The sequence below is a fragment of the Mesorhizobium sp. 128a genome (assembly GCF_053848025.1).
Genome location: NZ_JBSPKY010000013.1, coordinates 73,014 through 94,682 on the forward strand (window position 1 = coordinate 73,014; position 21,669 = coordinate 94,682).

At 62.5% G+C, this 21,669-nt stretch carries 21 protein-coding genes; 9 read left to right on the plus strand and 12 right to left on the minus strand.

Annotated features, from left to right (window positions below):
* Positions 1 to 7: 7 nt before the first annotated feature.
* On the minus strand, positions 8 to 796 hold the full coding sequence (locus ACWTU9_RS21355) for a HalD/BesD family halogenase (RefSeq protein ID WP_455860000.1): 789 nt from the start codon (positions 794 to 796) through the stop codon (positions 8 to 10).
* Positions 797 to 896: 100 nt separating this feature from the next.
* Between ACWTU9_RS21355 and ACWTU9_RS21360 the strand changes: the two genes are divergently transcribed.
* Positions 897 to 1,790 carry a LysR substrate-binding domain-containing protein gene (locus ACWTU9_RS21360; RefSeq protein ID WP_455860001.1) on the plus strand — a complete coding sequence of 298 codons (894 nt, stop codon included), beginning with the start codon at positions 897 to 899 and terminating at the stop codon, positions 1,788 to 1,790.
* A 22-nt stretch (positions 1,791 to 1,812) separates the two neighbouring features.
* Here ACWTU9_RS21360 and ACWTU9_RS21365 read toward each other — a convergent pair whose 3' ends face one another.
* From ACWTU9_RS21365 to ACWTU9_RS21380, 4 genes are all read right to left on the minus strand, one after another.
* On the minus strand, positions 1,813 to 2,196 hold the full coding sequence (locus ACWTU9_RS21365) for a hypothetical protein (protein WP_455860002.1): 384 nt from the start codon (positions 2,194 to 2,196) through the stop codon (positions 1,813 to 1,815).
* 181 nt (positions 2,197 to 2,377) lie between these two features.
* A complete protein-coding gene (locus ACWTU9_RS21370; protein ID WP_455860003.1) occupies positions 2,378 to 3,532 on the minus strand; it encodes an efflux RND transporter periplasmic adaptor subunit in 1,155 nt (384 codons plus the stop codon).
* Between the two features lie 14 nt (positions 3,533 to 3,546).
* Positions 3,547 to 6,756 carry an efflux RND transporter permease subunit gene (locus ACWTU9_RS21375; protein WP_455860004.1) on the minus strand — a complete coding sequence of 1,070 codons (3,210 nt, stop codon included), beginning with the start codon at positions 6,754 to 6,756 and terminating at the stop codon, positions 3,547 to 3,549.
* A complete protein-coding gene (locus ACWTU9_RS21380) occupies positions 6,741 to 7,001 on the minus strand; it encodes a hypothetical protein (protein ID WP_455860005.1) in 261 nt (86 codons plus the stop codon). Before ACWTU9_RS21380 ends, ACWTU9_RS21375 begins: the two co-directional genes overlap by 16 nt.
* A gap of 241 nt (positions 7,002 to 7,242) precedes the next feature.
* Between ACWTU9_RS21380 and ACWTU9_RS21385 the strand changes: the two genes are divergently transcribed.
* Positions 7,243 to 7,824: a TetR/AcrR family transcriptional regulator gene (locus ACWTU9_RS21385; RefSeq protein WP_455860006.1), complete on the plus strand. Its 582-nt coding sequence runs from the start codon at positions 7,243 to 7,245 to the stop codon at positions 7,822 to 7,824.
* A gap of 325 nt (positions 7,825 to 8,149) precedes the next feature.
* Here ACWTU9_RS21385 and ACWTU9_RS21390 read toward each other — a convergent pair whose 3' ends face one another.
* The 6 genes from ACWTU9_RS21390 to ACWTU9_RS21415 form a co-directional block, all read right to left on the minus strand.
* A complete protein-coding gene (locus tag ACWTU9_RS21390) occupies positions 8,150 to 9,172 on the minus strand; it encodes a LacI family DNA-binding transcriptional regulator (protein WP_455860007.1) in 1,023 nt (340 codons plus the stop codon).
* A gap of 137 nt (positions 9,173 to 9,309) precedes the next feature.
* Complete coding sequence (locus ACWTU9_RS21395; RefSeq protein WP_112565680.1) at positions 9,310 to 10,104, minus strand: ATP-binding cassette domain-containing protein; 795 nt, start codon at positions 10,102 to 10,104, stop codon at positions 9,310 to 9,312.
* Positions 10,105 to 10,109: 5 nt separating this feature from the next.
* Entirely contained in the window at positions 10,110 to 11,096 is a 987-nt protein-coding gene (locus tag ACWTU9_RS21400) for an ABC transporter permease (protein WP_455860008.1), read from the minus strand.
* Between the two features lie 118 nt (positions 11,097 to 11,214).
* Entirely contained in the window at positions 11,215 to 12,147 is a 933-nt protein-coding gene (locus ACWTU9_RS21405; RefSeq protein ID WP_112565674.1) for a substrate-binding domain-containing protein, read from the minus strand.
* 233 nt (positions 12,148 to 12,380) lie between these two features.
* Positions 12,381 to 12,530 carry a hypothetical protein gene (locus ACWTU9_RS21410; RefSeq protein ID WP_455860009.1) on the minus strand — a complete coding sequence of 50 codons (150 nt, stop codon included), beginning with the start codon at positions 12,528 to 12,530 and terminating at the stop codon, positions 12,381 to 12,383.
* Between the two features lie 5 nt (positions 12,531 to 12,535).
* Positions 12,536 to 13,693, minus strand: coding sequence for a fumarylacetoacetate hydrolase family protein (locus ACWTU9_RS21415; RefSeq protein ID WP_455860010.1), 1,158 nt, complete (start codon positions 13,691 to 13,693; stop codon positions 12,536 to 12,538).
* A gap of 178 nt (positions 13,694 to 13,871) precedes the next feature.
* Here ACWTU9_RS21415 and ACWTU9_RS21420 point away from each other — a divergent pair, with 178 nt between their 5' ends.
* The 6 genes from ACWTU9_RS21420 to ACWTU9_RS21445 all read left to right on the plus strand — a co-directional run bounded on the left by ACWTU9_RS21420 (position 13,872) and on the right by ACWTU9_RS21445 (position 19,920).
* Positions 13,872 to 15,155, plus strand: a complete 1,284-nt coding sequence (locus tag ACWTU9_RS21420; RefSeq protein ID WP_455860011.1) for an NAD(P)/FAD-dependent oxidoreductase — start codon at positions 13,872 to 13,874, stop codon at positions 15,153 to 15,155.
* 96 nt (positions 15,156 to 15,251) lie between these two features.
* The gene (locus ACWTU9_RS21425) at positions 15,252 to 16,133 is read left to right on the plus strand and encodes an ABC transporter permease (RefSeq protein ID WP_455860012.1); all 882 of its coding nucleotides are present in this window, start codon (positions 15,252 to 15,254) and stop codon (positions 16,131 to 16,133) included.
* The gene (locus ACWTU9_RS21430) at positions 16,130 to 16,954 is read left to right on the plus strand and encodes an ABC transporter permease (RefSeq protein ID WP_455860013.1); all 825 of its coding nucleotides are present in this window, start codon (positions 16,130 to 16,132) and stop codon (positions 16,952 to 16,954) included. The genes ACWTU9_RS21425 and ACWTU9_RS21430 overlap by 4 nt, the downstream gene beginning before the upstream one ends.
* Before the next feature lie 25 nt (positions 16,955 to 16,979).
* The gene (locus ACWTU9_RS21435) at positions 16,980 to 18,068 is read left to right on the plus strand and encodes an ABC transporter substrate-binding protein (protein WP_455860014.1); all 1,089 of its coding nucleotides are present in this window, start codon (positions 16,980 to 16,982) and stop codon (positions 18,066 to 18,068) included.
* A gap of 174 nt (positions 18,069 to 18,242) precedes the next feature.
* Entirely contained in the window at positions 18,243 to 18,851 is a 609-nt protein-coding gene (locus tag ACWTU9_RS21440) for a cupin domain-containing protein (RefSeq protein ID WP_455860015.1), read from the plus strand.
* The gene (locus ACWTU9_RS21445; protein ID WP_455860016.1) at positions 18,841 to 19,920 is read left to right on the plus strand and encodes an ABC transporter ATP-binding protein; all 1,080 of its coding nucleotides are present in this window, start codon (positions 18,841 to 18,843) and stop codon (positions 19,918 to 19,920) included. The genes ACWTU9_RS21440 and ACWTU9_RS21445 overlap by 11 nt, the downstream gene beginning before the upstream one ends.
* Before the next feature lie 451 nt (positions 19,921 to 20,371).
* Here ACWTU9_RS21445 and ACWTU9_RS21450 read toward each other — a convergent pair whose 3' ends face one another.
* On the minus strand, positions 20,372 to 21,076 hold the full coding sequence (locus ACWTU9_RS21450; RefSeq protein ID WP_455860017.1) for an SOS response-associated peptidase: 705 nt from the start codon (positions 21,074 to 21,076) through the stop codon (positions 20,372 to 20,374).
* A 188-nt stretch (positions 21,077 to 21,264) separates the two neighbouring features.
* On the opposite strand from ACWTU9_RS21450, the gene ACWTU9_RS21455 reads away from it, so the two are divergent.
* Entirely contained in the window at positions 21,265 to 21,618 is a 354-nt protein-coding gene (locus ACWTU9_RS21455) for a SnoaL-like domain-containing protein (RefSeq protein ID WP_455860018.1), read from the plus strand.
* The last annotated feature ends 51 nt before the right edge of the window (positions 21,619 to 21,669 follow it).

Here is a 21,669-nt window from a genome sequence, read left to right on the forward strand (position 1 = left end):
TTCGGCCTCAAGCTGAGCGGCCGTAGAAGCCGACTCGCTCCTCGTCGCTGAACACCACACCGGGCTTCTCATAGTAGGAAAACACCGCGATCATCCGCTCGCGCTCGCCCTGGACGGTGGTGACGCGATGCGCGGTGTTCTTGCCGCGAAAGACATTCAGCGTACCTGGCTTCAGGCGCAGGATTTTTGCCTCGGGATCGCGTCCTTCAAGCAGCCTGGCGACGCCGTCATAGTTCGGATTGTCGTCCGACCGCAGATCGGTGCGGTATTCAAACTCGCCACCCTGTTCCGGCGCCTGCAGCAACAGCGTGGTGGTGAATTCCGAACGGTCGAAATGCCAGTTCAGCGCTTCGCCGGCGCAATAGGCCATGACATTGGTGCGCGCCAGCGGATCCTGCATGACGTGCAGCCGGCTCTTGCCCATCGCCGCCGCCAGGAAACGCAGCAGCGGCTCGTATTCATAGATGGCAAGCACCGTGCTGCCGGGGATCTGGTCGGCGCAGACGGTGTGGCTGATGGTCTCGACCTTGCGCAGGGCAGGGTGATCCGGAGCGAGTTCGGGAAGGTCCGGCTTGAAATAGATGTTGTGCATGCGCTTGTGCACGTGCGAGCGCGCCGCCATCACCGGCTGGATTTGCTGAACCGCCTTCTCGGCCACGCCGGACCGCAAAAACCCTTCGAGGTTGAACATGCCGTCGGCCTCCAGCGCGGCGACGGAACTGTCCACCAGGCGCTGCCATCCAGGGCTGCCTTCGCGGTCGAGCGGGTAGCGGTCGAGATCGAGAATGTCTTTCATCGTCAAATGCTCCGGTTTCGAAGCCAGAAGACGACAAAGAAATCTTTCTCTCAACGCGGAAAATTATTAGGGTTGCACAAGAAAAAATTGAGGAAGCGGTATGGAAAAGCTCCCGCCTTTGAACGCCGTGCGGGCCTTCGAGGTCGCCGCGCGCGCCGGCTCCTTCACGCTCGCCGCCACTGAACTCGGCGTCTCGTCCGCCGCCATCAGCCAGCAGATACGCAATCTTGAAAGCTGGTTCGGCAAGCAGCTTTTCGTGCGCAACGGCAACCGCATCACGCTCACCGATGCCGGCCATGCCATCTACCCGCAGACGGCGAAGGCATTGGGCGACATAGCGGCGGTCGGCCGGCGCATGCTGGAAGGTGGTGTGCGGCCCCGTCTCGTCGTCAGCCTACCGTTCTCGCTGGCCGAATTGTGGCTGGCACCCCGGCTGGCGGAACTGCTCAACGGCTTCCCGCAAATGGCCATCGACATCCGCGTCGAGGACGATCCGGTCGATGTCGTGCGCCAGAACATCGACCTGCGCATCTCCTATGGCGACTATCACTATCCGGCGCTGCGGATGGTGCGTCTGGTACATGACGAGGTGCTGCCGGTCGCGTCGCCCGATTTCCTCAAGCGCCACGGCGACGTCCTGGCGGATATGCATGAAAGCCAGTTCATCCACACCAACTGGGGTCCCAACTACGCCTCGCATCCAAGCTGGGCGGACTGGTTCGCTGCCGTCGGCGGCAACCGCGCGCCCGACCCCTCGCATGGCCGCCGTGTCGGCCTGTCCAGCCTGGTGATATCGTCGGCGAGGCTGGGGCTGGGGGTCGCGCTTGGCCAGAAGACGATGGCGAGCGCCGATCTGAAAGCCGGCCGCCTGATCGCGCTCTCACAGGTCTCCGTGCGGCTCGGTCAGCCCTATTGCGCCTTCATGCTGCCGGCGAAGGCAGAACGCGCCGATATCGCCGGATTACTCGCGTTGCTTGGCAAAACTCCACCGTGACGTCCGCCTTTGCCGGGGCGTTTCAATCGGCAACCGCCTGGTCGTCAGGCTGCGTTGCCACTTTCTCGACCGCCTCTGGGCTGACATGCATGAAAGTCAGCTCGAACGGAGAAGGCAGGGCATCGGCCGATTCTTCGCCTCTTTCGATTGCATCTTTGACAGCCCCGGCGTGCATCCCCTCGATCATGGCAGCCAGTCCGTCGCCAGACCTCAAAGCCGGGCTTGAATAATTGTCATTCTCATCAAATTCAGAAAAAGCGCTTCGCACATGTACCTCAAAACACTCTTGAGGTGGTGCCTCGCTTATCCTTGACAACTCATCGGCCAGTTTCCGCAAGGCGTCGCGTGTCATATAGACCGTCAGGCCCGTGCAATCGATGTACAAAGCCGTCGTGTTTGCTGCCATGGGCTTTCTTTCGTCGGTGTGCCGATAGGAGGATGCTCTTCGACGATACTATCGCTATGAACGCCGCGTCAGCCAGAGGGCATTGTTGCCAAGCTCGATATTGCGACAGGTGCAGCTTAGCAAAACGACGCCCTCGGCGTGGGTGCCGAGGGCGTCACAGAACCGGGGCCGATGGGGGTTATCAGCTGGCCGGTTTTTCCTGGGGCAAGGGCGAGATCGGCATTCCTGGTCCGATCTTCTGCAGATTGCCCGTTATCACCTGGTCGCCTTCGGCAACGCCGCTGAGGACGGCTACGAGGTCGCCACTGGTCGCGCCAAGCGACACGATCCGCTGGTCGACCGTGTTGCCCTTGCCGACGACATAGACATATTTGCCGAGCTGGCTCGAACCCAGCGCCACCTGCGGCACCATCAGCGCGTCGGGCAGCTGCTTGATATGCAGCCGAACGCGCACATACTGGCCCGGCAGCAGCGAGAATTTCGCATTGCCGATGGTGGCGCGCGCCGTGATCGTGCCGGTCGAGTGGTCGACCGTGTTGTCGATGAAGGTGAGTTCGCCCTTCTGGCTGGCTTCGGTCTGGCCCGGCAGCAGCACCTCGACCTCGATCGGGCCGGCCGCGCGGGCCTGCTCGATCTCGGCCAGATCGGTCTCGCTCGGATTGAAGGTGACGTAGATCGGGTCGAGCTGCACCAGCGTGTTCAGCACCGTGCCGGCGACGCTGACCAGCGTGCCGACCGAAGCCTGGTTGCGTCCGACGCGGCCGGCGAACGGCGCGTGGATTTCGGCATAGCTCAAATTGAGCTCGGCCGTCCGCACCGCGGCCTGGTTGACGGCAAGCGAGGCCTCGGCCTGGCGCAAGGTGCTGGTGCGCTGGTCGAACCCATCCTTGGCGAGGTAGCCGCTCTTGGCGAGCTCGGAGCCGCGGCCGAGATTGGAACGTGCATAGTCCAGCGTCGCCTGGTCGCGCTGGACCTCGGCCTTGGCCTGGTCGAGAGCCGCCCGGAAGTCGTCAGGCGAGATCTTGTAGAGCAGGTCGCCTTTGCGCACGTCCGCGCCGTCCTCAGCCGTCTGTTCCTCGAGGTAACCGGGCACGCGGGCCTGCAAGGTGACGCTGCGGATCGGTTCGATGCGGGCGGCGTAGTCGAGATAGATCGGGATCGTCTTCTTGACCACGCTTGCCACCGGCACCGGCATGACGAATGCCGCTGGCGCCGGCGTCGCTGCCGCCGTTCCGGCATTGAGGCTGAGATTGGCCATGTCGAGGAAATGAACGCTTGCCACCGAGATCGCCCCCAGGGCGACGGCCGTTCCCAAAGCAATTTTCCATTTACGCATTTTGGTCTCCAATTCTATTCGGCTGCTTCGGCCAGTCGCACGAGCGCTGGTTCGGCAGTCGGTTCATTATTGTCCTGGTCACCATGGTCCTGGTCATGTGCGGCGGGTTCGCTGCGCTCGCGGCGTTCGCGCAGCTGTTCGATGACCGCGTAGAAGACTGGCACGAACACCAGCGACAGGATTGTCGCTGCGACCATGCCGCCGAAGACGGTGGTGCCGATCGATTGCCGGCTTGCAGCACCCGCACCTGTCGCAAACATCAGCGGCAGCACGCCGAGGATGAAGGCGAAGGCCGTCATCAGGATCGGCCGCAGCCGAAGCCGCGCGGCTTCCATCGCCGCGTCGACAATGCTCAAGCCTTCCTCGCGCCGTCGCCTTGCGAACTCGACGATCAGGATCGCGTTCTTGGCCGCCAGACCGATCAGCATGACGAAGCCGATCTGCGAGTAGACGTCGATCTGCATGCCACGCAGGAACAGGGCCGCGAAGGCGCCGAACAGCGCCAGCGGCACCGCCAGCAGCACCATGAACGGCATCGCCCAGCTTTCATACTGCATCGCCAGGATCAGGAAGACGAAGACGATGGCGAGGCCGAAGACGACCGACGCGATCGATCCTGCCTTGAGCTCCTGGAAGGTGATGCCGGTCCATTCGAAACCGAAATCCCTGGGCAGAGCGGTGGCCGCGGCCCTCTCCATAGCGGCGACCGCTTGGCCCGACGAGAAGCCGGGGGCTGCGCCGCCATTGATAGTGGCCGAGGCGTTGTTGTTGTAGTGCGGCACGGTTTCAGGGCCGACGAACGGCACCAGCTTGCCCAGCGTCGAGAGCGGCACCATGCCGCCGGACGCATTGCGCACATAGAGCCGCGAAATATCGGCCGCACCCGCGCGTGCATCCTTGTCGGCCTGGATGGTCACCCGGAAGGTGCGGCCGAACAGGTTGAAATCGTTGACGTAGAGCGAGCCGAGATAGATCTGCAGCGTGTTGAAGACGTCAGGCAGGTTGAGGCCCAGCAGTTTGGCCTTGCTGCGGTCGAGGTCGTAGTTGAACTGCGGCGTCGAGGTCGAGAACGGCGAGAACAACTGCTGCGGATTGATTTCCGGCTGCTTGCGCGCCTCGGCGATGACGGCCTGCGTCGCATCGTTGAGGGCTTGGCTGCCGCGACCGGTGAGATCCTCGACGACGAATTCGAATCCGCCCGTGGTGCCGATACCCGGGATCGAAGGCGGATCGAAGGACAGCGCGAAGGCTTCCGGAATCTGCATCAGCTTGCCGCGCACATCGGCGACGAGTTTTGAAGCGCTCTGGTCGGGGCCGCGCTCTTCCCAGGGCTTCAGGATGGCGAACTCGACGGCCGAGTTCGACTGCGCCGCACTGGTCAGGAAGTTCAGACCGCTGATCGAGCCGACAATGTCGACGCCGGGCGTCGCCTGCAATATATCGCGCGCCTTCTGCGCCACCGCGTCGGTGCGTTCCAGCGAGGCGCCGTCTGGCAGCTGGATGACAACGAAGAAGTAGCCCTGGTCCTCGACCGGAAGGAAGGTCGAGGGCAGTTTTTGCCAGACGAAGTACGTCGCCACCAGACCGGCCGCAAACAGGCCGAGCATGATCCAGCGCAGCCGGATGAGGATGCGCACACCGTGGGCATAGGCATGCGACAGCTTGTCGAAGCCCGTGTTGAACCAGCGGAACGGCGCGAACTGCGTCTCGCCGCGATGGCGCAGGAAGGCGGCACTCAGCGCCGGGCTGAGCGTCAGCGAATTGAAGGCCGAGATGCCGACAGAGATCGCCACTGTCAGCGCGAACTGGTTGTAGAGTTTGCCGGAGACGCCGGGAATGAAGGCGACCGGCACGAAGACGGCCATCAGCACCGCGGTGGTGGCGATGATCGGTCCGGTGACTTCGGCCATGGCGGCCTTGGTCGCCGCCAGCGGTTTCAGCCCGGCCTCCAATTGTCGTTCGACATTTTCGACCACCACGATGGCGTCATCGACGACGAGGCCGATGGCTAGCACCATGCCGAGCAGAGAGAGCATGTTGAGCGAGAAGCCAAGCATCTCCATGACGACCATCGTCGCCACCAGAGACACCGGAATGGCGATGGTCGGGATGATCGTCGTGCGCCAGCTTTGCAGGAAGATGAACACCACGGCCACGACGAGCACCAGCGCTTCGCCGAGCGTGATCAGCACGTCATGCATCGAGGCCGAAACGAAGCGCGTTGTGTCGTAGTGCATGGCATAGGAAACGCCCTTGGGGAAACGGGCCGACAACTCCTGCATCTTGTCCTTGACGCGCTGCTGCAGATCGAGCGCGTTGGAACCGGGCATCTGGTAGACGGCGAGCACCACGGTCGGGTCCTTGCCGAAGAAGGCCGACGATGAATATTGCAGCGCGCCGAGTTCGATGCGGGCGACGTCGCGCAGCCGCACTAGCGAACCGGTGTCCGTATTGGCGCGCACGACGATGTCGCCGAATTCCTTAGGGTCGCTCAGGCGGCCGACGGCGTTGACCTGCATTTCGAAGGCGGTCCCGGCGGGCGCCGGCGACTGGCCGATCTTGCCGGCGGCCACCTGGACGTTCTGTTCCGAAATAGCGTTCTGGACGTCGACGGCGGTGATGCCGAGGTTGGCGAGCTTGTCCGGGTCGAGCCAGACGCGCATCGAATAGCGCCGCTCGCCGAAGATCTGCACGTCGCCGACGCCTTGCAGCCGCTTCAATGGATCGACGATCTGCAGATAGGCAAGGTTCGACAGCGCCACCGGGTCGACCGATTTGTCGGGCGAGGTCAGGTTGACGATGAGAACGAAGTTCGGGTTCTGCTTCTTGATCGTCACACCGCCCTGGTTGACGATCGCCGGCAGCGACGAGGCGGCTTGCGAGACGCGATTCTGGACGTCGACGGCCGCGGTGCTCAGGGGATAGCCGACATCGAAAGTGATGGTGATGGTCGAGGAGCCGTCATTGGAGCTCGACGACGACATGTAGGTCATGCCTTCGACGCCGTTGATCTGCTGCTCCAGCGGCGTCGTCACCGTATCGGCAACCACTTGTGCACTGGCGCCCGGATAATGCGCGCTGACCACAACCTGCGGCGGCGTGATGTCGGGAAACTGCGAGACCGGCAAAAGGAAATAACAAATCGTCCCGGCGAGCACCATGATGATGGCGATCGCCGAGGCGAAAATCGGACGATGGATGAAAAAATTTACCACGACAAGCATGCCTCTTTAAACGAATGGGCCTCTTTAAAAGAATGGGCAGACCGGGCGAGCCGCCTGGTGCGCACTGAGCCCGGGTCCTGCAAAAAGTACGAAGACGGCGCCGGCCCGCTGAGGCCTTGCTCATCGGCCACCGTCCTCAGCATCGCTTCGAAGGCGCGCGGGTTGACGCGGTCCGCCTTCATCACCAGCCGGATCATCGGATCCCGGATGGCTTCATCGATGGTCAAATCCTTGCGCTGCGACATTGGAGCGTCTCCATTCCAGCGTTCGCATCGAATGATCGCGAACCGTTTTCATCACTTCACCGGCCGGAGCCGCATGATTTTCAGTTTTTCACCTATCCTGGCCCGGCAGGACCAGTTCACGGCCTTGTTATTGACGGAAGCCGACATAGGTGTTACCAGTAAGTAACATCTGGATAGTTACAGACCGGTAACACCCTAGTCAAGAGGTGAACCGAATTTTTAGGGAGACAAGGAGACTGCGATGGCAGACGGCATTACGGATCGTGTGCGCCCCCGGGATCGAATCCTGGAAACGGCGCAGGACATGTTTCACAAGCATGGCATCAAGGGCGTCGGCGTCGACGCCATCACGGAAGCCGCCGGCACCAACAAGATGACGCTGTACCGTCATTTCGAGTCCAAGGACGAACTCATCATCCAGTGCCTGCGCGCTTCGGCTGCCAAGGGCGCCGCGATATGGGATGAGTTCGAGGCGGAGCACCCCGGCGACAAGCTGGCGCAATTGCACGCCTGGGTCCGCAAGGTCGCCAACATGCTCGCCGCCGACGGGCGCGGCTGCGACATGGCCAACGCCGCCGTCGAACTGACCGAGCCGAACCATCCGGCGAGGAGCGTGATCAAGGAGCTCAAGAGCGCCCAGCGTGATCGCCTCGTTACGCTGTGCCGCGATGCCGGCATCGGTCAGGCCGAGCTTCTCGCCGACACGCTGTCGTTGCTGTTCGAAGGTGCGCGCGTCAGCGTGCAGACGATGGGCTGCCAAGGTCCCAGCACCCAATTCGTGAGCATGGCCGAAGGCCTGATCAGCTCTTTCAGAGCGCGCTGAGGTACCGCCTCAGAGCTGGAGTTCCTCGTCATCCGGCGGGGCTGCGGCTGTTTGCGAAGCCCTCCGCTCAGCTTCAAATTCACCTGGAAAAGAAAAAGCCCGCTGCCGGGAGGAGGTGGCAGCGGGCTTGATTTCGAATACGGCGCGGGAGGAGGTGCACCGCACTCAACGCCGGCATCGCATCTGGGAGGAGTAGATGGCCGACCACCAATACGTACGAGTTGCTTAATGATTCGGCAACCATAAAAGATGCATAGCTGCTGTGCAGATTTGCGGCAGCTACCCCGACTTGTCGGACAAATAGACAAGCCGCCACGCCGCAAATTCACTGCACCGGCACATTTTCCTTGAAGATCAGCCGCGGCTCGATGAACTTCTTCGTCAGATAGGGTGCGGAAGACGCGATCGAGCCGAGCAGGCGGATCACCGATTGCTCGGCGATGAGCCGCGCATTCTGGTCGATGACAACATCGGCGAGGTCGTCGACGAGATAACCGCGCGTCTCCTTCGTCAGGTCGTGACAGATGAACACCGGCTTCTTCTTTGGCCTGACTTCAAGCAGGGCGCGCGCCACACCTGAGCGTCCGGCGCCGACGCAATAGATGCCGAGCAGGTCCGGCTCGTTGTGCAGCGCCTGCATCGTCGCCGCATAGCTGCCCTCCGGCTCGTCATTGATCTCCACTGCGCTGGTAACAGTCAGGTTGGGAAATTCCTCTGCCAGCACCGAACGGAAGCCCATTTCGCGCTCCTCATGCCCGCGATACGAGCGTGATCCGACAACCATCGCCAGATGACCCTGGCGGCCGCCGAGGAAGCGCCCCATCAACAGTGCCGCCGTGCGCCCGGCGACCCGGTTGTCGATGCCGACATAGGCCGAACGTGGCGCTGCCGGAACGTCGGAGACCAGCGTGACGAGCCGGATGCCGGCCTCGACGACGTCGCGCAATATGTTGCGCGTTCGCGGATGGTCGACGGCGATGACGCCGACGCCGTTCGCCTTCAGCGAGATGTTTTCGATCGCCGCCTGGAGCGCGTTGGGCGAGATGCCGGCAAGACTATGGATGCGGCAGGAGGCGACGAGCGGCAACCGCGCCGCATAGTCCTCGATGTGGCCGGCAAGGTCGATCATGAAGCCGTTGGCGCCGAGCGGCAGGAAGAATTCGAGATGCGCCGGCCGCGACGGCAGCGTCACCTGGTCGACCACGGGCAGATAGCCGAGCTGCTTGGCCGCCTCCATCACCCGCTGCCGGTTGGCCGCACTTGCGCCGGCGCGGTTGTTCAGCACCCGGTCGACGGTCGCAGTCGACAGGCCGCAACTCCTGGCTATGTCCGAAACGGTGGCTTTCATGGTCACAGTCATAGAGCATGATCCCGAAAAGTGGGAACCGGTTTTGTCGGACAAACGGGAACCGTTTTGTCCGAAAGATCATGCTCCACAACGAGTTAGAGCGGATGCGTTTCCGTGCCAGACGGCGCGAAGACGGTTCAGCCGTGCGATGGCTTGCCTTCAACGATGGCGTCGCGGATTTCCTTGTCCGACATGCCGGTGATGATGCGCTCCACCTCGGCGACCGTGGTCTTCTTCGGGTCGATGTCGTCGGCCACTACCTTGCCCCGGCGCATGACGACGATGCGGTCGACCACCTGGAAGACGTGATGGATGTTGTGCGCGATGAAGATGCAGGAATGCCCGGAATCGCGCGCGTTGCGCACGAAGCTCAGCACGCCTTGCGTCTCGGCGACGCCGAGATTGTTGGTCGGCTCGTCGAGTATGATCAGGTCGCTGTCGAAATGCATGGCGCGGGCGATGGCAACCGCCTGCCGCTCGCCGCCCGACAGCGAGCCGATCGGCGTCGTCGGCGGGATGTTCTTGGAGATGCCGACCTGCTTCAGCAGATCGCGGGCGACCACATTCATCGCCTCCTGATCCATGCGGTTCAAGAAGCGCGGTGGCTTGATGGGCTCGCGGCCGAGGAACAGATTGCGCGCGATCGACAGCTGTGTCACCAGCGCCGAGTCCTGGTAGATCGTTTCGATGCCCTGCGCGATGGCGTCGCTGGTCGAGCGCAGATTGACCTTCTTGCCGCGGATGAAGATGTCGCCGCTGGTCAGTGGCACCGCGCCCGACAGCACCTTGATCAGTGTGGATTTGCCGGCGCCATTGTCGCCGAGCAGGCCGACAATCTCCCTTTCGTTGACATGGAAATTGGCGTCCTCGAGCGCTTGTACGCGCCCGTAGGACTTTTTGATGTTGGTCATGCGGATGAGCGGTTCAGCCATGGTTCTCAAGTCCCTGCCTGATGCCGGCGTTCGAGCCATGAATGGAGCGCCATCATGCCGAGAATGATGGCGCCGATGAAGATGTTATAGGCGAGACCGGGCACGCCGATCAGCACGATGCCGTTGCGCATGACGCGCAGGATCAGGATGCCTAACACCGTGCCGACGATGGTGCCGCGGCCGCCGGTCAGTGCCGTGCCGCCGATCACCACCATGGCGATGACTTCGAGCTCGTAGCCGGTGCCGCTATTGGGGTTGGCGGCCGACGTACGCAGCGAGGAGATGACGCCGGCAAGCGAAGCCATCAGCGACGACAGGATGAACAGGCCGATCTTGACGCCGTTGACGTTGACGCCGCGTGCGCGGGCTGCATTGGGATTACCGCCGGCTGCCTGGATCCAGTTGCCGGTGCGGCTTTGCGTCAGCACGTAGCCGAGGATCGCTGCCGCCGCGATGAACCAGAACAGCGACATGTAGATGCGGAACGGCCCGATGAAGAAATCGCCGACCAGCGCTTCGGCAAGCCAGCTGCCTTCCGCGCTCCAGGTGCGTTGCGGAAAGCCATCGGTGACGAACAAGGCCGTGCCGCGCACCACCAGGAGCATGCCGAGCGTAACCAGGAAGGACGGGATCTTGAGCTGCGTGACGAACCAGCCATTGACCAGGCCGATGAGGGCGGCGACCAGCAGGGCGGCGAGGAAGCCGACTTCCAGCGAGGTCAGGCCGCTGTTGAACAGCGTCCACATCAGCACCGGCGAAAAGCCGAACAGCGAGCCGACCGAAAGGTCGAATTCGCCAGATGTCATCAACAGCGTCATGGCCAGCGCGATCAGCCCGAGCTCGACGGTGAAGGCCAGCGTGTTGGAGATGTTCTGCGGCGACAGGAAATCGTGGTTGATGCTCCAGAACACCGCGATTTCGACGATGAGCAGCACGAACGGCCCGAATTCCGGCCTCGCGATCAGGCGTTGGATGAGCGAACGGTTTTCCACTGATAACCCACGACAGGAAGGGAAGGGGCTGAGACCCTGCGCATTGTCTGCGAAGGCTCGGCGGAACGGCAGGACAGTCGCGGCCGCCGATGCGGTCGCGACTGTTTCCAGGTCTGGATTACTTGCCGGACAGGATGTCGTCGTAGACCTGCGCCGTGTCCTTTTCATAGAGCGCGCCGGTGATGACATTGAAGCCCGGAGGAATGCCTGAGGCAGCCATGTTGGCGAGCGACAGTGCGACGTAGCTGGTCGCCTGCGGGTCCTGCCATTGGCCGGCATTGACGTAGCCGGTCAGCACTTCCTGGGTGGTGTCGAGCGAGTTGCCCCAGCCGACGACCGGGATTTCGCCCGGCTTGATGCCGGCCTGGTCGAACACCCGCTTGATCGAGCCAGTGACCAGATCGCCGAGGCCGATGATCGCCTTGACCTTGGCTTTGTTGGCGGTGAGGTAGTCGACCATGCGGTTGATGGCTTCGGCCTGGTCGAGCGTCGCTTCGGTGATCTCATAGGTGATCCCGAGCGGCTCGAAGACGCTCTTGATGCCTTCTTCTTCCTGGACGCCATAGGTGGCACCGGGGATCTCGACCGGCATCCAGACGAAGTCGCCCTTCTTCACCAGGCCCTTGTCGACCAGATACTGTGCCCAATGCTTGCCGAAGGTGACGTTGTCGCCGCCGACATAGGCGTTGAAGCTGGCCTTCGGATCGGGCGTGTTGAAATTGATGATCGGAATCTTGGCGGTGTTGGCCTCCTTGGCGATCTCGATCAGGCTGCCCGGATCGGGGCTGGTGGTGACGATGCCATCGGCTTTGGCCGAGATCGCGGCGCGTACCGCTTCCTGCTGCGAGGCGACGTCGCCATTGTGGAACGAGGTGTTGACGGTGTTGCCGGTATCCTTCGCCCATTGCTTGGCGCCGGCCAGGAAGTAGGTCCAGACCGGGTCGGCCGGGCCACCATGCGAAATCCAGTAGAACGTCTTGGCTTGCGCCGCCGCCGGAATGGCCAGCGCCACAATTAGGCCAAGCACGAGTAATCGTAGCCTCGTCAGCATTTGCTTCCTCCCATGTTGAAAAACGACCTCCACGTCCGGCGATGATCCGGGCCATGCCCCGATCATATCCTCCTGCCAGCGCCGACCCGGATGCTCAGAGCATCTTCTTTTCCGGCCGATGGCAAGCCTCCATCCGCCCAATGGATGGTGGCGCGATGCAACACGCCATCAGCGATCCCATCAGATCGCATCAGTTCGTGGAGATATTTCCCGGCAGGCGGGGGTGCTGAAGCTCAGGCGTGCAGATTTTCGTGAAGGCGCGCGGCCCGGCGGTTCCGCAGCAGCCTGACCAACCGGTCGAGCCCCAGGGCAAGTAGCATCACGGCACCGATCATGAAGGGGCTCCATGTGGCGTCGATGCCGAACAGGGTCACGTCGCTCAAAAAAATCAGAGAAGGCCGGCCTTGGCGAGATCGCGCATGAGATGGCTGGCGCCGTAGGTCCAGTGCGGGCAATCTGGCGACAGAAGCACGCGATTGACCAGCGCGCCGAATTTCTCCGACGAGATGGTGACGATGTCGCCGACCTTGTGGGTGAACCCCTTGCCCTTTTCGCCGCGGTCCTTCGACGGAACGAACATGGTGCCGAGATAAAGCGCCAGCCCATCCGGATACTGGTGGTGTGGTCCCATGGCGGCCGCGACCAGCTCTTCAGGCGAGCGGCTGATCTCGGCCATCGAACTCTCGCCCTCCAGCGAAAACCCGTCCTCGCCCTCGACCTTGAGGCGCACGATGGCCTGCTTTACGTCGTCGATGGAGAAGGTTGCGTCGAACAGCCGGATGAACGGACCGAGTGACGCCGAGGCATTGTTGTCCTTGGCCTTGCCGAGCAGCAGCGCCGATCGCCCTTCGACATCCCTGAGATTGACGTCATTGCCGATGGTGGCCCCGACGATCCTGCCGGTGCTGGCGGCGATCATCGCGATCTCCGGCTCCGGATTGTTCCAGGTCGACACCGGGTGCAGCCCGACATCGGCGCCGAAGCCGACCGAGGCCATCGGCTGGCATTTGGTGAAGATCTCGGCATCGGGGCCGATGCCGACTTCCAGATATTGCGACCAGGCTCCGCGCTGGATGAGCTTGGCCTTGATCTCCATCGCCTCCGGCGAACCGGGTTTCAGCTTCGACAGGTCGTGGCCGATAAGCCCGGCGATGTCGGCGCGGATTGCATCGGCCTTTTCGGCCGAGCCGCGCGCCTGCTCCTCGATGACCCTTTCGAGCAGACTGACGACGAAAGTCACGCCCGACGCCTTCACCGCCTGCAGGTCGACGGGCGAGACCAGATAGGGCTTGCCCGGATCGCGGGTGGCCTGAAAACTGTTGGCGGCAATCGCGTCGAGCGAGCCGATCGCTTTGCCCTTGGCTGAGCTGACATAGCCGGCCGGATCGGCCATCTCGCAGACGTCACGCACGGTCGGAGCGGTGGCGGAGGTGATGTCGAAGACCGTACCGTCGCGCACCGTGACCACCAGCGGATGCGCGGCATCGGTTGTCTTGGCGCGGCCGATGAAGAGCCCGTCGGCGGGAAGCTGCGTTGGGTTCGTCATGGCTTACGGTCCTTTGAATTGTCGAACTGGCCGGAACGGCGCGGCACTTTCACCGGATTCCGGGCAAAGGTCTATCCCGTGGCGCAGCCAATTGTCGGTGCTGACATGAAGCGTGCTCTTTCAAAAAAATGAAATGACTACTAGAATTTTCATTTCCCGCCCTACGCCAGGTGAATCATTGCCCGCGCCATTCTCCGTTCCGATCTGGCAAAAGCCAAAGACCGCATCCGCATTCCAGTCGCTGATTCCCAACGGCAAGCCAGTCGATGTCGTCATCGTCGGTGGCGGTTTTATGGGCTTATCGACGGCCTTGCATGCCGCGCGGCTTGGCCTCGGCGTCCAGGTGCTGGAGGCCGGCGGGATCGGTCAGGGTGCCTCGGGTCTCAATGGCGGCCAGGTCATTCCCGGCCTGAAATACGATCCCGAATGGCTGCTCGAGCATTTCGGCCCCGGGCGTGGCCAGGCATTGGTCGATTTCGCCGCCTCGACGGCGGATACGGTGTTCGACCTGATCCGTGACGAAAAGCTGGCGGTGCCGTTCACGCGCAATGGCTGGATCCAGGCCGCGCACACCGAGACCGCTTTGAAAGCAGCAGCGAACCGGGATCGGCAATGGCGCGCGCGCGGCGCCGATGTCCAGCTCCTGGGCCAAAGCGAGATCGCGGCGATGACCGGCGCGCAAGGTTATCTCGGCGGCTGGCTCGACCGCCGCGCCGGCATCATCGATCCGCTCGCCTACACGGCGGAACTGGCGCGCATCGCCGCTGCTGCCGGCGTCAGCATTGCCGAGCGACATAAGGTGCTGAAACTCGCTAAGGACGCCGGCCTTTGGCGTGTTTCGACCGAAAACGGCACTGAAGTGAGCGCCAAGGCGGTTGTCCTGGCAACCAACGCTTATACCGATCGGCTGCTGCCGGGCCTCGCTGAGACGATCGTGCCACTGCATTCCTTTCAGATCGCAACGGCGCCGCTGTCGTCCAACCTTGCGGCGACGATCCTGCCGGAAGGGCAGGCGGTATCGGACTCGCGCCGCATCCTCGTCTATTACCGCAGGAGTGCTGACGGCCGGCTGGTGCTTGGCGGCCGCGGTCGCATGGCGCTGCCTTCAAGCGAAGCGGACTGGGGCCACTTGCAGCGCGCACTGGTGCGGCTCTATCCGGCGCTCGCCGATATTCCCATCGAGAAGCGCTGGTTTGGCCGCGTGGCGATGACGCCGGATCATCTCCCGCACATCCACGAGCCCGAAAAGGGCTTGCTCGCCGTGGTCGGCTGCCAGGGCAGGGGTGTCGGCCTGATGAGCGCGTTGGGAAAACGCATGGCGGGCTATCTGGCGAACGGCGATGCCAACCAATTGCCGTTCCCCTTGTCGCCGATCCGGCCGATCCCGTTCCACGCCTTCCGGCAGGTCGGCGTCGCCGCGACCATCGCCTGGTACCGGATGCTGGATGCCTTCGAGCGCTGATCCTTGTCCGGCCGTTGAACGCCGGCGGATTCAGCTTGACAGTTTCAGGAATATGAAAAAATCTAAGTCGATTTCACATTTCCGTTGAGCAGCTTGATGTCGACCATCGTTGCAACAGAAGCGCCAGCAGGGGCCGCCCGGGGCTTCCGCTTCGCCATGTTGCTGCCGGGTGGGCTGGTCACCTTCTTCCTGATCCTGTTTGCACTTGGCCTGGTGCTCTTCCTCGCCCTGCGCGGCAATGACGGTTCGCTGCTCGGCGCCGGTTTCACGGCGGACAATTTCATCACCGTGGTCGCCGATCCGCTCTACTGGACGGTGACGCTGCGCTCGCTGGTGATCGCCGGACTGGTGACGCTGGTAACCGTCGTCACCGCCTATCCCGTCGCGTACTATCTCGCCTTCCATGCCGGCCGCCGCCGCAGCCTGCTTTTGTTTCTGGTGACGCTGCCGTTCTGGACCAGCTATCTCCTGCGCGTCTTCGCCTGGAAGATCGTGCTCGCCTATAATGGCGTCTTGAACTCGGCGCTGATCGAAAGCGGCATCTGGTCGGAGCCGACCTTGGCCTTCCTCAACACGCCGGCCGCGGTCGTTGTCACTTTGGCGCATGCCTATGCGCCCTTCGCCATCCTGCCGATCTATGTGGCGCTGGACACCATTCCGAAATCGCTGCTCGAAGCCGCTTCCGACCTCGGCGCCAGACCCTTCACCGCGTTTCGCCGCGTCGTGCTGCCGAACTCGATGCCAGGTGTGCTGGCGGCAGCCCTCGTCGTCTTCGTGCCGACGGTCGGTGACTATGTCACCCCGGCCATGGTCGGCGGCCCGGCCAGCACCATGATCGGCTCGCTGATCCAGTCTCAATTCGGCAAGGCCAATGACTGGCCGTTCGGCGCCGCACTCTCCGTCGCCGTGATGCTGGTCATCCTCTGCGTGGTGCTGGTCGTGCGCTTCGCCGACCGCAAATTCGGCAGCCGCACATGAGCGCAGCGCGCACCGAAGGCGGTCGCTGGCTTGGCGTCTACGTCATCGCCTATCTCGTCTTTCTCTATCTGCCGGTTCTGTTGATCCCGCTGTTTTCGTTCAATAACTCCATCCAGGCGGCGTTTCCGCTACAGGGCTTTACGCTCGAATGGTATGCCACGCTCTATGGCAATCCGGCGCTGTCCGGCGCGCTTTTGAACAGCCTCGTCATCGGCGTTGTGGCCGCTGCCGGCGCGACGCTCTGCGGCATCACCGTGTCCTATATGGACCTCTACGGCCGCTCGCCGCTGGCCGCCACGATCAGCGCCATCTCCAGGCTGCCGATCCTGATCCCGGGCGTTATCGTCGGCATATCGCTGCTTATCCTCGTCAATCTCATCGGCCTCGGCCCGTCGCGCATCGCCATCGTTCTCAGCCACATACTGGTGGCGCTGCCGACGACGGTGGTGATCATGCGCAGCCGCTTTGCCGCCATCCCGAAAACCATCCGCGAGGCCGCACTCGATCTCGGCGCTTCCGACTGGACCACGTTCAGGCGGGTGATGCTGCCGCTCGCGCTGCCGGCCATCATCTCGGCCTTCATGCTGGCGTTCCTGATTTCTTTCGACGAATTCATCGTCGTCTTCTTCCTCGCCGGCACCGAGCCGACGCTGCCCCTCTACATCTGGAGCCAGCTGCGCTTCCCCCGCTCGCTGCCGACCGTGATGGCGCTGGGGACAGCGATCCTCACCGTGTCCTTCATCATCGCCGGCCTAGCCGAAATCCTGCGCCACCGCGGCCTCAATGCAGCCCGTCGGCCCGCGCCTGCCAATCCAGCCTGAACCATAACAAGAGAGGAGAACCGAAATGGCATACAATGTGAAATCAATTGCTGGGCTGAAATCGATCACTGGAAAGACAGCCCGCACCGGGCTTGCCGCACTTGCAATCGTCCTGTCGTCGACCGTCGCCTTCGCCGCCGACAAGCTGCAATATTTCACCTGGTCGGGCTATGAACTGCCCGATTTCAACAAGAGCTTCCTGACAGCCCATCCCGATGGCGTCGAGGCCTCGATCTTCGGCGATGACGACGATGCCTTCACCAAGGTCAAGGCCGGCTTCCGCCCCGATATCGCGCATCCCTGCTACGACAAGGTGGCACGCTGGAACAAGGAAGGCCTGCTGCAGCCGATCGACACCAAGCGCATCAAGAACTGGGATTCGATCTTCCCGGTGTTCAAGAACCTGCCTGACATCCAGGCCGGCGACGGGAAGGTCTGGATGGTGCCGTGGGATTGGGGCAACACCTCGATCCTCTACCGTACCGATCTGGTGAAGAACCCGGAAGCGAGCTGGAATCTTCTGTGGGACAAGCAATATGCCGGCCGCATGGCAACGATCGATGCCGTGCACGACACCCCGATCGTTGCCGCGCTGCTCGCCGGCGTCAATCCATTCGACATGACGCCGGAGCAAATGGACAAGGTGGCGGAAAAACTGCGCGAGCAGCGTCCGTTGCTCTCCAACTACACCACCGACATGACCTCGGTGGAGCAGGCGCTGGCCAGCGGCCAACTGGTCGCCGCCATGACCTGGAATGCGTCGGCCACCTCACTGAAGAAGCAGGGCGTGCCGGTCGAGTTCATGAAGCCGAAAGAGGGCATGCTGACCTGGGCCTGCGGCTTCGTCATGCTCAAGGACGCCAAGAATGTCGATCTCGCCTATGACTTCATCAACAGCCGGTTGGATGCCGACTCAGGTAAGTACCTGATCCAGTCCTACGGCTATGGCAGCTCGCTGAGCACCGCCTTCGCCGGCGTGGGCAAGGACGAGCTCGACAAACTGCAGCTGCCGGCGGATCCGGAAGTGATGCTGAAGTCGACGATCTTCACCGGCCCGATGAAGCAGAACGACGATATGGCGAAGATGTTCGAGAAGGTGAAGGCTGGGGGATAAAGCTCCCCCTTCTCCCCTTGTGGGAGAAGGTGTCGCCGAAGGCGGCGGATGAGGGGTGTTCCAGCGGAGTGAGACGCTGGTTTTCCCTGGAACACCCCTCATCCGTCTCGGCGCTATCGCGCCGATCCACCTTCTCCCACAGGGGGAGAAGGGAAGGGAAACAAGGACCAATGCATGGACATGCTCGACGAAGCCGCCGCAAAACCCAAGGACGATGCCGACATCCGCGTCGGCCGGCGCGTGCGGGCGCTCAGGCTGGAGCGCAATCTGTCGCTGGCCGAGCTTGCGGCGAAGGCCGGCGTGTCGATCGGGGCGCTGAGCCAGATCGAGCGTGGCTTGTCTTCGCTGCGCGTCAAGGTGATCTGGCCGCTCGCCGCCGCCCTCGACATCGAGCCTTCGGCGCTGATCACCGACGGCAACGATGCCGGCAACGACCTCTATTGCGTGCGCGCCGACAAGAGGCGGCAGATCCCGGTCAAGTCCGAAGGCATCGCCAAGGCGCTGCTGTCGCCGCCGGGCGCGACGCTGACGGGTCTGCTTGTAACTGTGGAAGCCGATGGCGGCACCGCCGAGGCCTATGCGCATATCGGTCATGAATTCGGCTACGTGCTGTCGGGCGAGGTCGAACTGGTGGTGGATTCGACAAGATATGTGCTGAAGGCCGGCGACTCCTTTGCCTTCAAGAGCACGCTTCTGCATGCCTTCCGCAATCCCGGCATCGAACGCTGCGAGATCCTCTGGGTCAACACCACGAAACCGTCCGAGGTGCGCGATGGCGCCTGATCCTCTCGTCCGGCTGCAGGCGGTCTCGAAGGTTTTTCCCGGCGGCATTGTCGGGCTCGACGCCGTCGATCTCGACATCACCAGCGGCGAGTTCATCACGCTGCTTGGTCCCTCCGGCTGCGGCAAGACCACCAGCCTGCGCGTCATTGCCGGTTTCGAAAGCCCGTCCAGCGGCAAGGTCCTGCTCGACGGTCGCGACATCACCGGCTTGAGGCCCTTCGACAGGCCGGTCAACACCGTGTTTCAGGACTATGCGCTGTTCCCGCATATGAACGTCACTGAGAATGTCGCCTTCGGCCTGTCGCTGCGCAAGCTTTCAGGCACCGAACAGGCCAAGCGTGTCGGAGAAGCGCTCGACATGGTCGGCCTCGCCGACAAGATCGGCGCCCGCGTCTCCGAACTGTCGGGCGGCCAGCGCCAGCGCGTTGCCCTTGCCCGCGCCATCGTCTGCGAGCCGCGCGTCCTGCTGCTCGATGAGCCGCTATCGGCGCTCGACGCGCATCTGCGCGAACAGATGCAGGTCGAGCTGAAGCGGCTGCAGTCGCGGCTCGGCACCACCTTCGTCATGGTCACCCACGACCAGACCGAAGCGCTGTCGATCTCCGACCGTATCGTCGTCATGAACAAGGGCCGCATCGAGCAGATCGCGCCGCCGGCCACGCTCTATGACCGGCCGGCGACGAAATTCGTGGCGAGCTTCATCGGCACGATGAACCTCTTGCAGTCGCGCTTTGTCGGCCGCGACGGCGCGCGGCTGCGGTTCAGCGCCAGTGGCCTGCCGCTGGAAGCGACGTCCGAAACCGGCGAGCTGCCGGGCGAAGGCGCCATGCGCACCATCGGCGTGCGTCCCGAAGACTTGCTGGTGGCGACCGAGGCCGCCGCCGGCACAGCGCCCGTGCGTGTCAACTCGGTCGTCTTTCACGGCCGCACCTTGCGCCTGCACGCCGAGCTCGAAAAAGGCGCACCGATCGTGATCGACGCACCACGCCAGGGTTTTCAGTTCAGCGTCGGCGACATGGCGCATATCAGTCTGCGCCGTGGCGCCAACTGTCCTATGCTCGCCAGCTGATCTCCTCGCTACCCTTGTCACCGGTCGACCGCGGCCGCCGGCTGTGAACAAAAGAACCATGGAACTAAGTAGGAATTGACTCGGCAAGGAATACATTCCTAGGTTGGCCGATGCCGGAACTCAGCAGCCGACCGCGCCGAAATGTGCAGACCTTGTGCCTCGCGCACGAAGTCGGGCAGCTCGTCCGAGTCCGGTGCCGGAACTGCAACATCACTCGTCACTATCTGCCTGGCGATCTCGCGAAGCTTGTTGGTGACATTCCCTTCTGGGACGTCGAACGGCATATGCGGTGCGAGCGCTGTAAGCTTCGCGAGCTTGATGCCAGCATAATTTTGCCGAGCGCTGCTGAGCGCTTGAAAATTCGCGTCAGACGCCTTGTCGAAATCCGCATGGTCCGTCGGGTGATCTGGCGAGACGACGATTGAGGAGAGTCGATCCCGTTAGAACCCCGTTAGAACAGAGACCCTTGCGCTGGCGCCTGCGGTGGGAACTTGATCTGTGTGGCTGGCTTCTCAACGATCACCAATGCGTCGTCGGGCGCTGTCCGCTGCAAATGCCGTGCTTCTGACCATGGAGCTGTCAACCAGGCCTCAGTGTCTTCCGGCGTCGTCAGGATCACCGGCATGGCCTTCTCATGAATTGGCGCGATGAGGGCATTAGGCTTGGTTGTCATGAATGCGTATAGCTCGAAATCGCCGGGACCATCCTTGACCCTTCGCACGCCCTGCCAAGGGGTCCAGAAACCAGCGAAGAAAAACAGCGGTCGGCTTTCGTCATGGGCAAACCAGTAATTGCGCTGGATCCCCGTTTCCGGGTCTTTGTCGTTCGGTGTCGGGCTAGGTTCGGCAAAGCTGGTCACCGGGACCACACATCTGTGCTCGACGCCGACATACTGCTGCCAGTGCGAATATTGCGGATTGCGAACGTTGGTCGTGCCGTAGTCGGCCTTGCCTTTCATGCGCTCGGGCGGCGTTGGCAAACCCCAAAGCAGTTTCGCCAGCTCACGCTCCCCGTCCGCCGTGTTGCGAACGACCGGACCGAGCTGATTGGGATAGATGTCGACCGAAGGTTCGAGGTTGCCGCTGATATCGCGCAGTGCGCGAGTCCATTGGCGGATCGCCTCTTGTGTGGTCGTGATGTTGTAGAGGTTGCACATGCACCTAGCATTGCGGACTTGACTTGTGTCTGCAACCGGCGTCGCCGTCGGCGCCCGCCCAAATCGCCGTCACATAGCCGCGCTATACCTATCGTCCTGACACACACTGTCAGCTATCTAGCTGCCTGACGGTGGCGGACCGGCAAGCGCTTCCCTACTTCAAATCAGTCTGAACAGGAGGAACACAAATGACCATCGCGGATATTGCCAAGGATTTCACCGAACTGCTCCAGCAGGGCGATCACCTGGGTGCTGGTGAAAAATACAATGCCGATGATATTGTCAGCCTCGAAGCCATGGAGGGGCCAATGGCCATCGCCCGCGGCAAGGAGGCTCTCAGGCAAAAGGGCGAGTGGTGGCAAGCGAACAATGAAGTCCATGGCGGCTCGGTCGAGGGCCCCTATGTCAACGGCGACCAGTTTGCCGTGCGCTTCAAGTTCGACATAACGCCCAAGGCGACAGGCGAGCGTGTCACCATGGACGAGGTTGGCCTGTACACGGTCAAGAACGGCAAGATCACCGAAGAGCGCTTCTACTATTGAGGTGCTATTGAGGCCGGACCGGCTTCCAGTTCACTTCGCTGCATAATCCAA

Excerpts from the sequence above, each read along its gene's own strand:
- ACWTU9_RS21380 (WP_455860005.1), bottom strand. The coding sequence starts at position 7,001 with ATGTCGCAGCGCAAGGATTTGACCATCGATGAAGCCATCCGGGATCCG.
- ACWTU9_RS21450 (WP_455860017.1), bottom strand. The coding sequence starts at position 21,076 with ATGTGCAACCTCTACAACATCACGACCACACAAGAGGCGATCCGCCAA.
- ACWTU9_RS21385 (WP_455860006.1), top strand. The coding sequence starts at position 7,243 with ATGGCAGACGGCATTACGGATCGTGTGCGCCCCCGGGATCGAATCCTG.
- ACWTU9_RS21435 (WP_455860014.1), top strand. The coding sequence starts at position 16,980 with ATGGCATACAATGTGAAATCAATTGCTGGGCTGAAATCGATCACTGGA.
- ACWTU9_RS21430 (WP_455860013.1), top strand. The coding sequence starts at position 16,130 with ATGAGCGCAGCGCGCACCGAAGGCGGTCGCTGGCTTGGCGTCTACGTC.
- ACWTU9_RS21365 (WP_455860002.1), bottom strand. The coding sequence starts at position 2,196 with ATGGCAGCAAACACGACGGCTTTGTACATCGATTGCACGGGCCTGACG.
- ACWTU9_RS21390 (WP_455860007.1), bottom strand. The coding sequence starts at position 9,172 with ATGAAAGCCACCGTTTCGGACATAGCCAGGAGTTGCGGCCTGTCGACT.
- ACWTU9_RS21395 (WP_112565680.1), bottom strand. The coding sequence starts at position 10,104 with ATGGCTGAACCGCTCATCCGCATGACCAACATCAAAAAGTCCTACGGG.
- ACWTU9_RS21375 (WP_455860004.1), bottom strand. The coding sequence starts at position 6,756 with ATGCTTGTCGTGGTAAATTTTTTCATCCATCGTCCGATTTTCGCCTCG.
- ACWTU9_RS21425 (WP_455860012.1), top strand. The coding sequence starts at position 15,252 with ATGTCGACCATCGTTGCAACAGAAGCGCCAGCAGGGGCCGCCCGGGGC.
- ACWTU9_RS21415 (WP_455860010.1), bottom strand. The coding sequence starts at position 13,693 with ATGACGAACCCAACGCAGCTTCCCGCCGACGGGCTCTTCATCGGCCGC.
- ACWTU9_RS21370 (WP_455860003.1), bottom strand. The coding sequence starts at position 3,532 with ATGCGTAAATGGAAAATTGCTTTGGGAACGGCCGTCGCCCTGGGGGCG.
- ACWTU9_RS21405 (WP_112565674.1), bottom strand. The coding sequence starts at position 12,147 with ATGCTGACGAGGCTACGATTACTCGTGCTTGGCCTAATTGTGGCGCTG.
- ACWTU9_RS21360 (WP_455860001.1), top strand. The coding sequence starts at position 897 with ATGGAAAAGCTCCCGCCTTTGAACGCCGTGCGGGCCTTCGAGGTCGCC.
- ACWTU9_RS21355 (WP_455860000.1), bottom strand. The coding sequence starts at position 796 with ATGAAAGACATTCTCGATCTCGACCGCTACCCGCTCGACCGCGAAGGC.
- ACWTU9_RS21440 (WP_455860015.1), top strand. The coding sequence starts at position 18,243 with ATGGACATGCTCGACGAAGCCGCCGCAAAACCCAAGGACGATGCCGAC.
- ACWTU9_RS21455 (WP_455860018.1), top strand. The coding sequence starts at position 21,265 with ATGACCATCGCGGATATTGCCAAGGATTTCACCGAACTGCTCCAGCAG.
- ACWTU9_RS21445 (WP_455860016.1), top strand. The coding sequence starts at position 18,841 with ATGGCGCCTGATCCTCTCGTCCGGCTGCAGGCGGTCTCGAAGGTTTTT.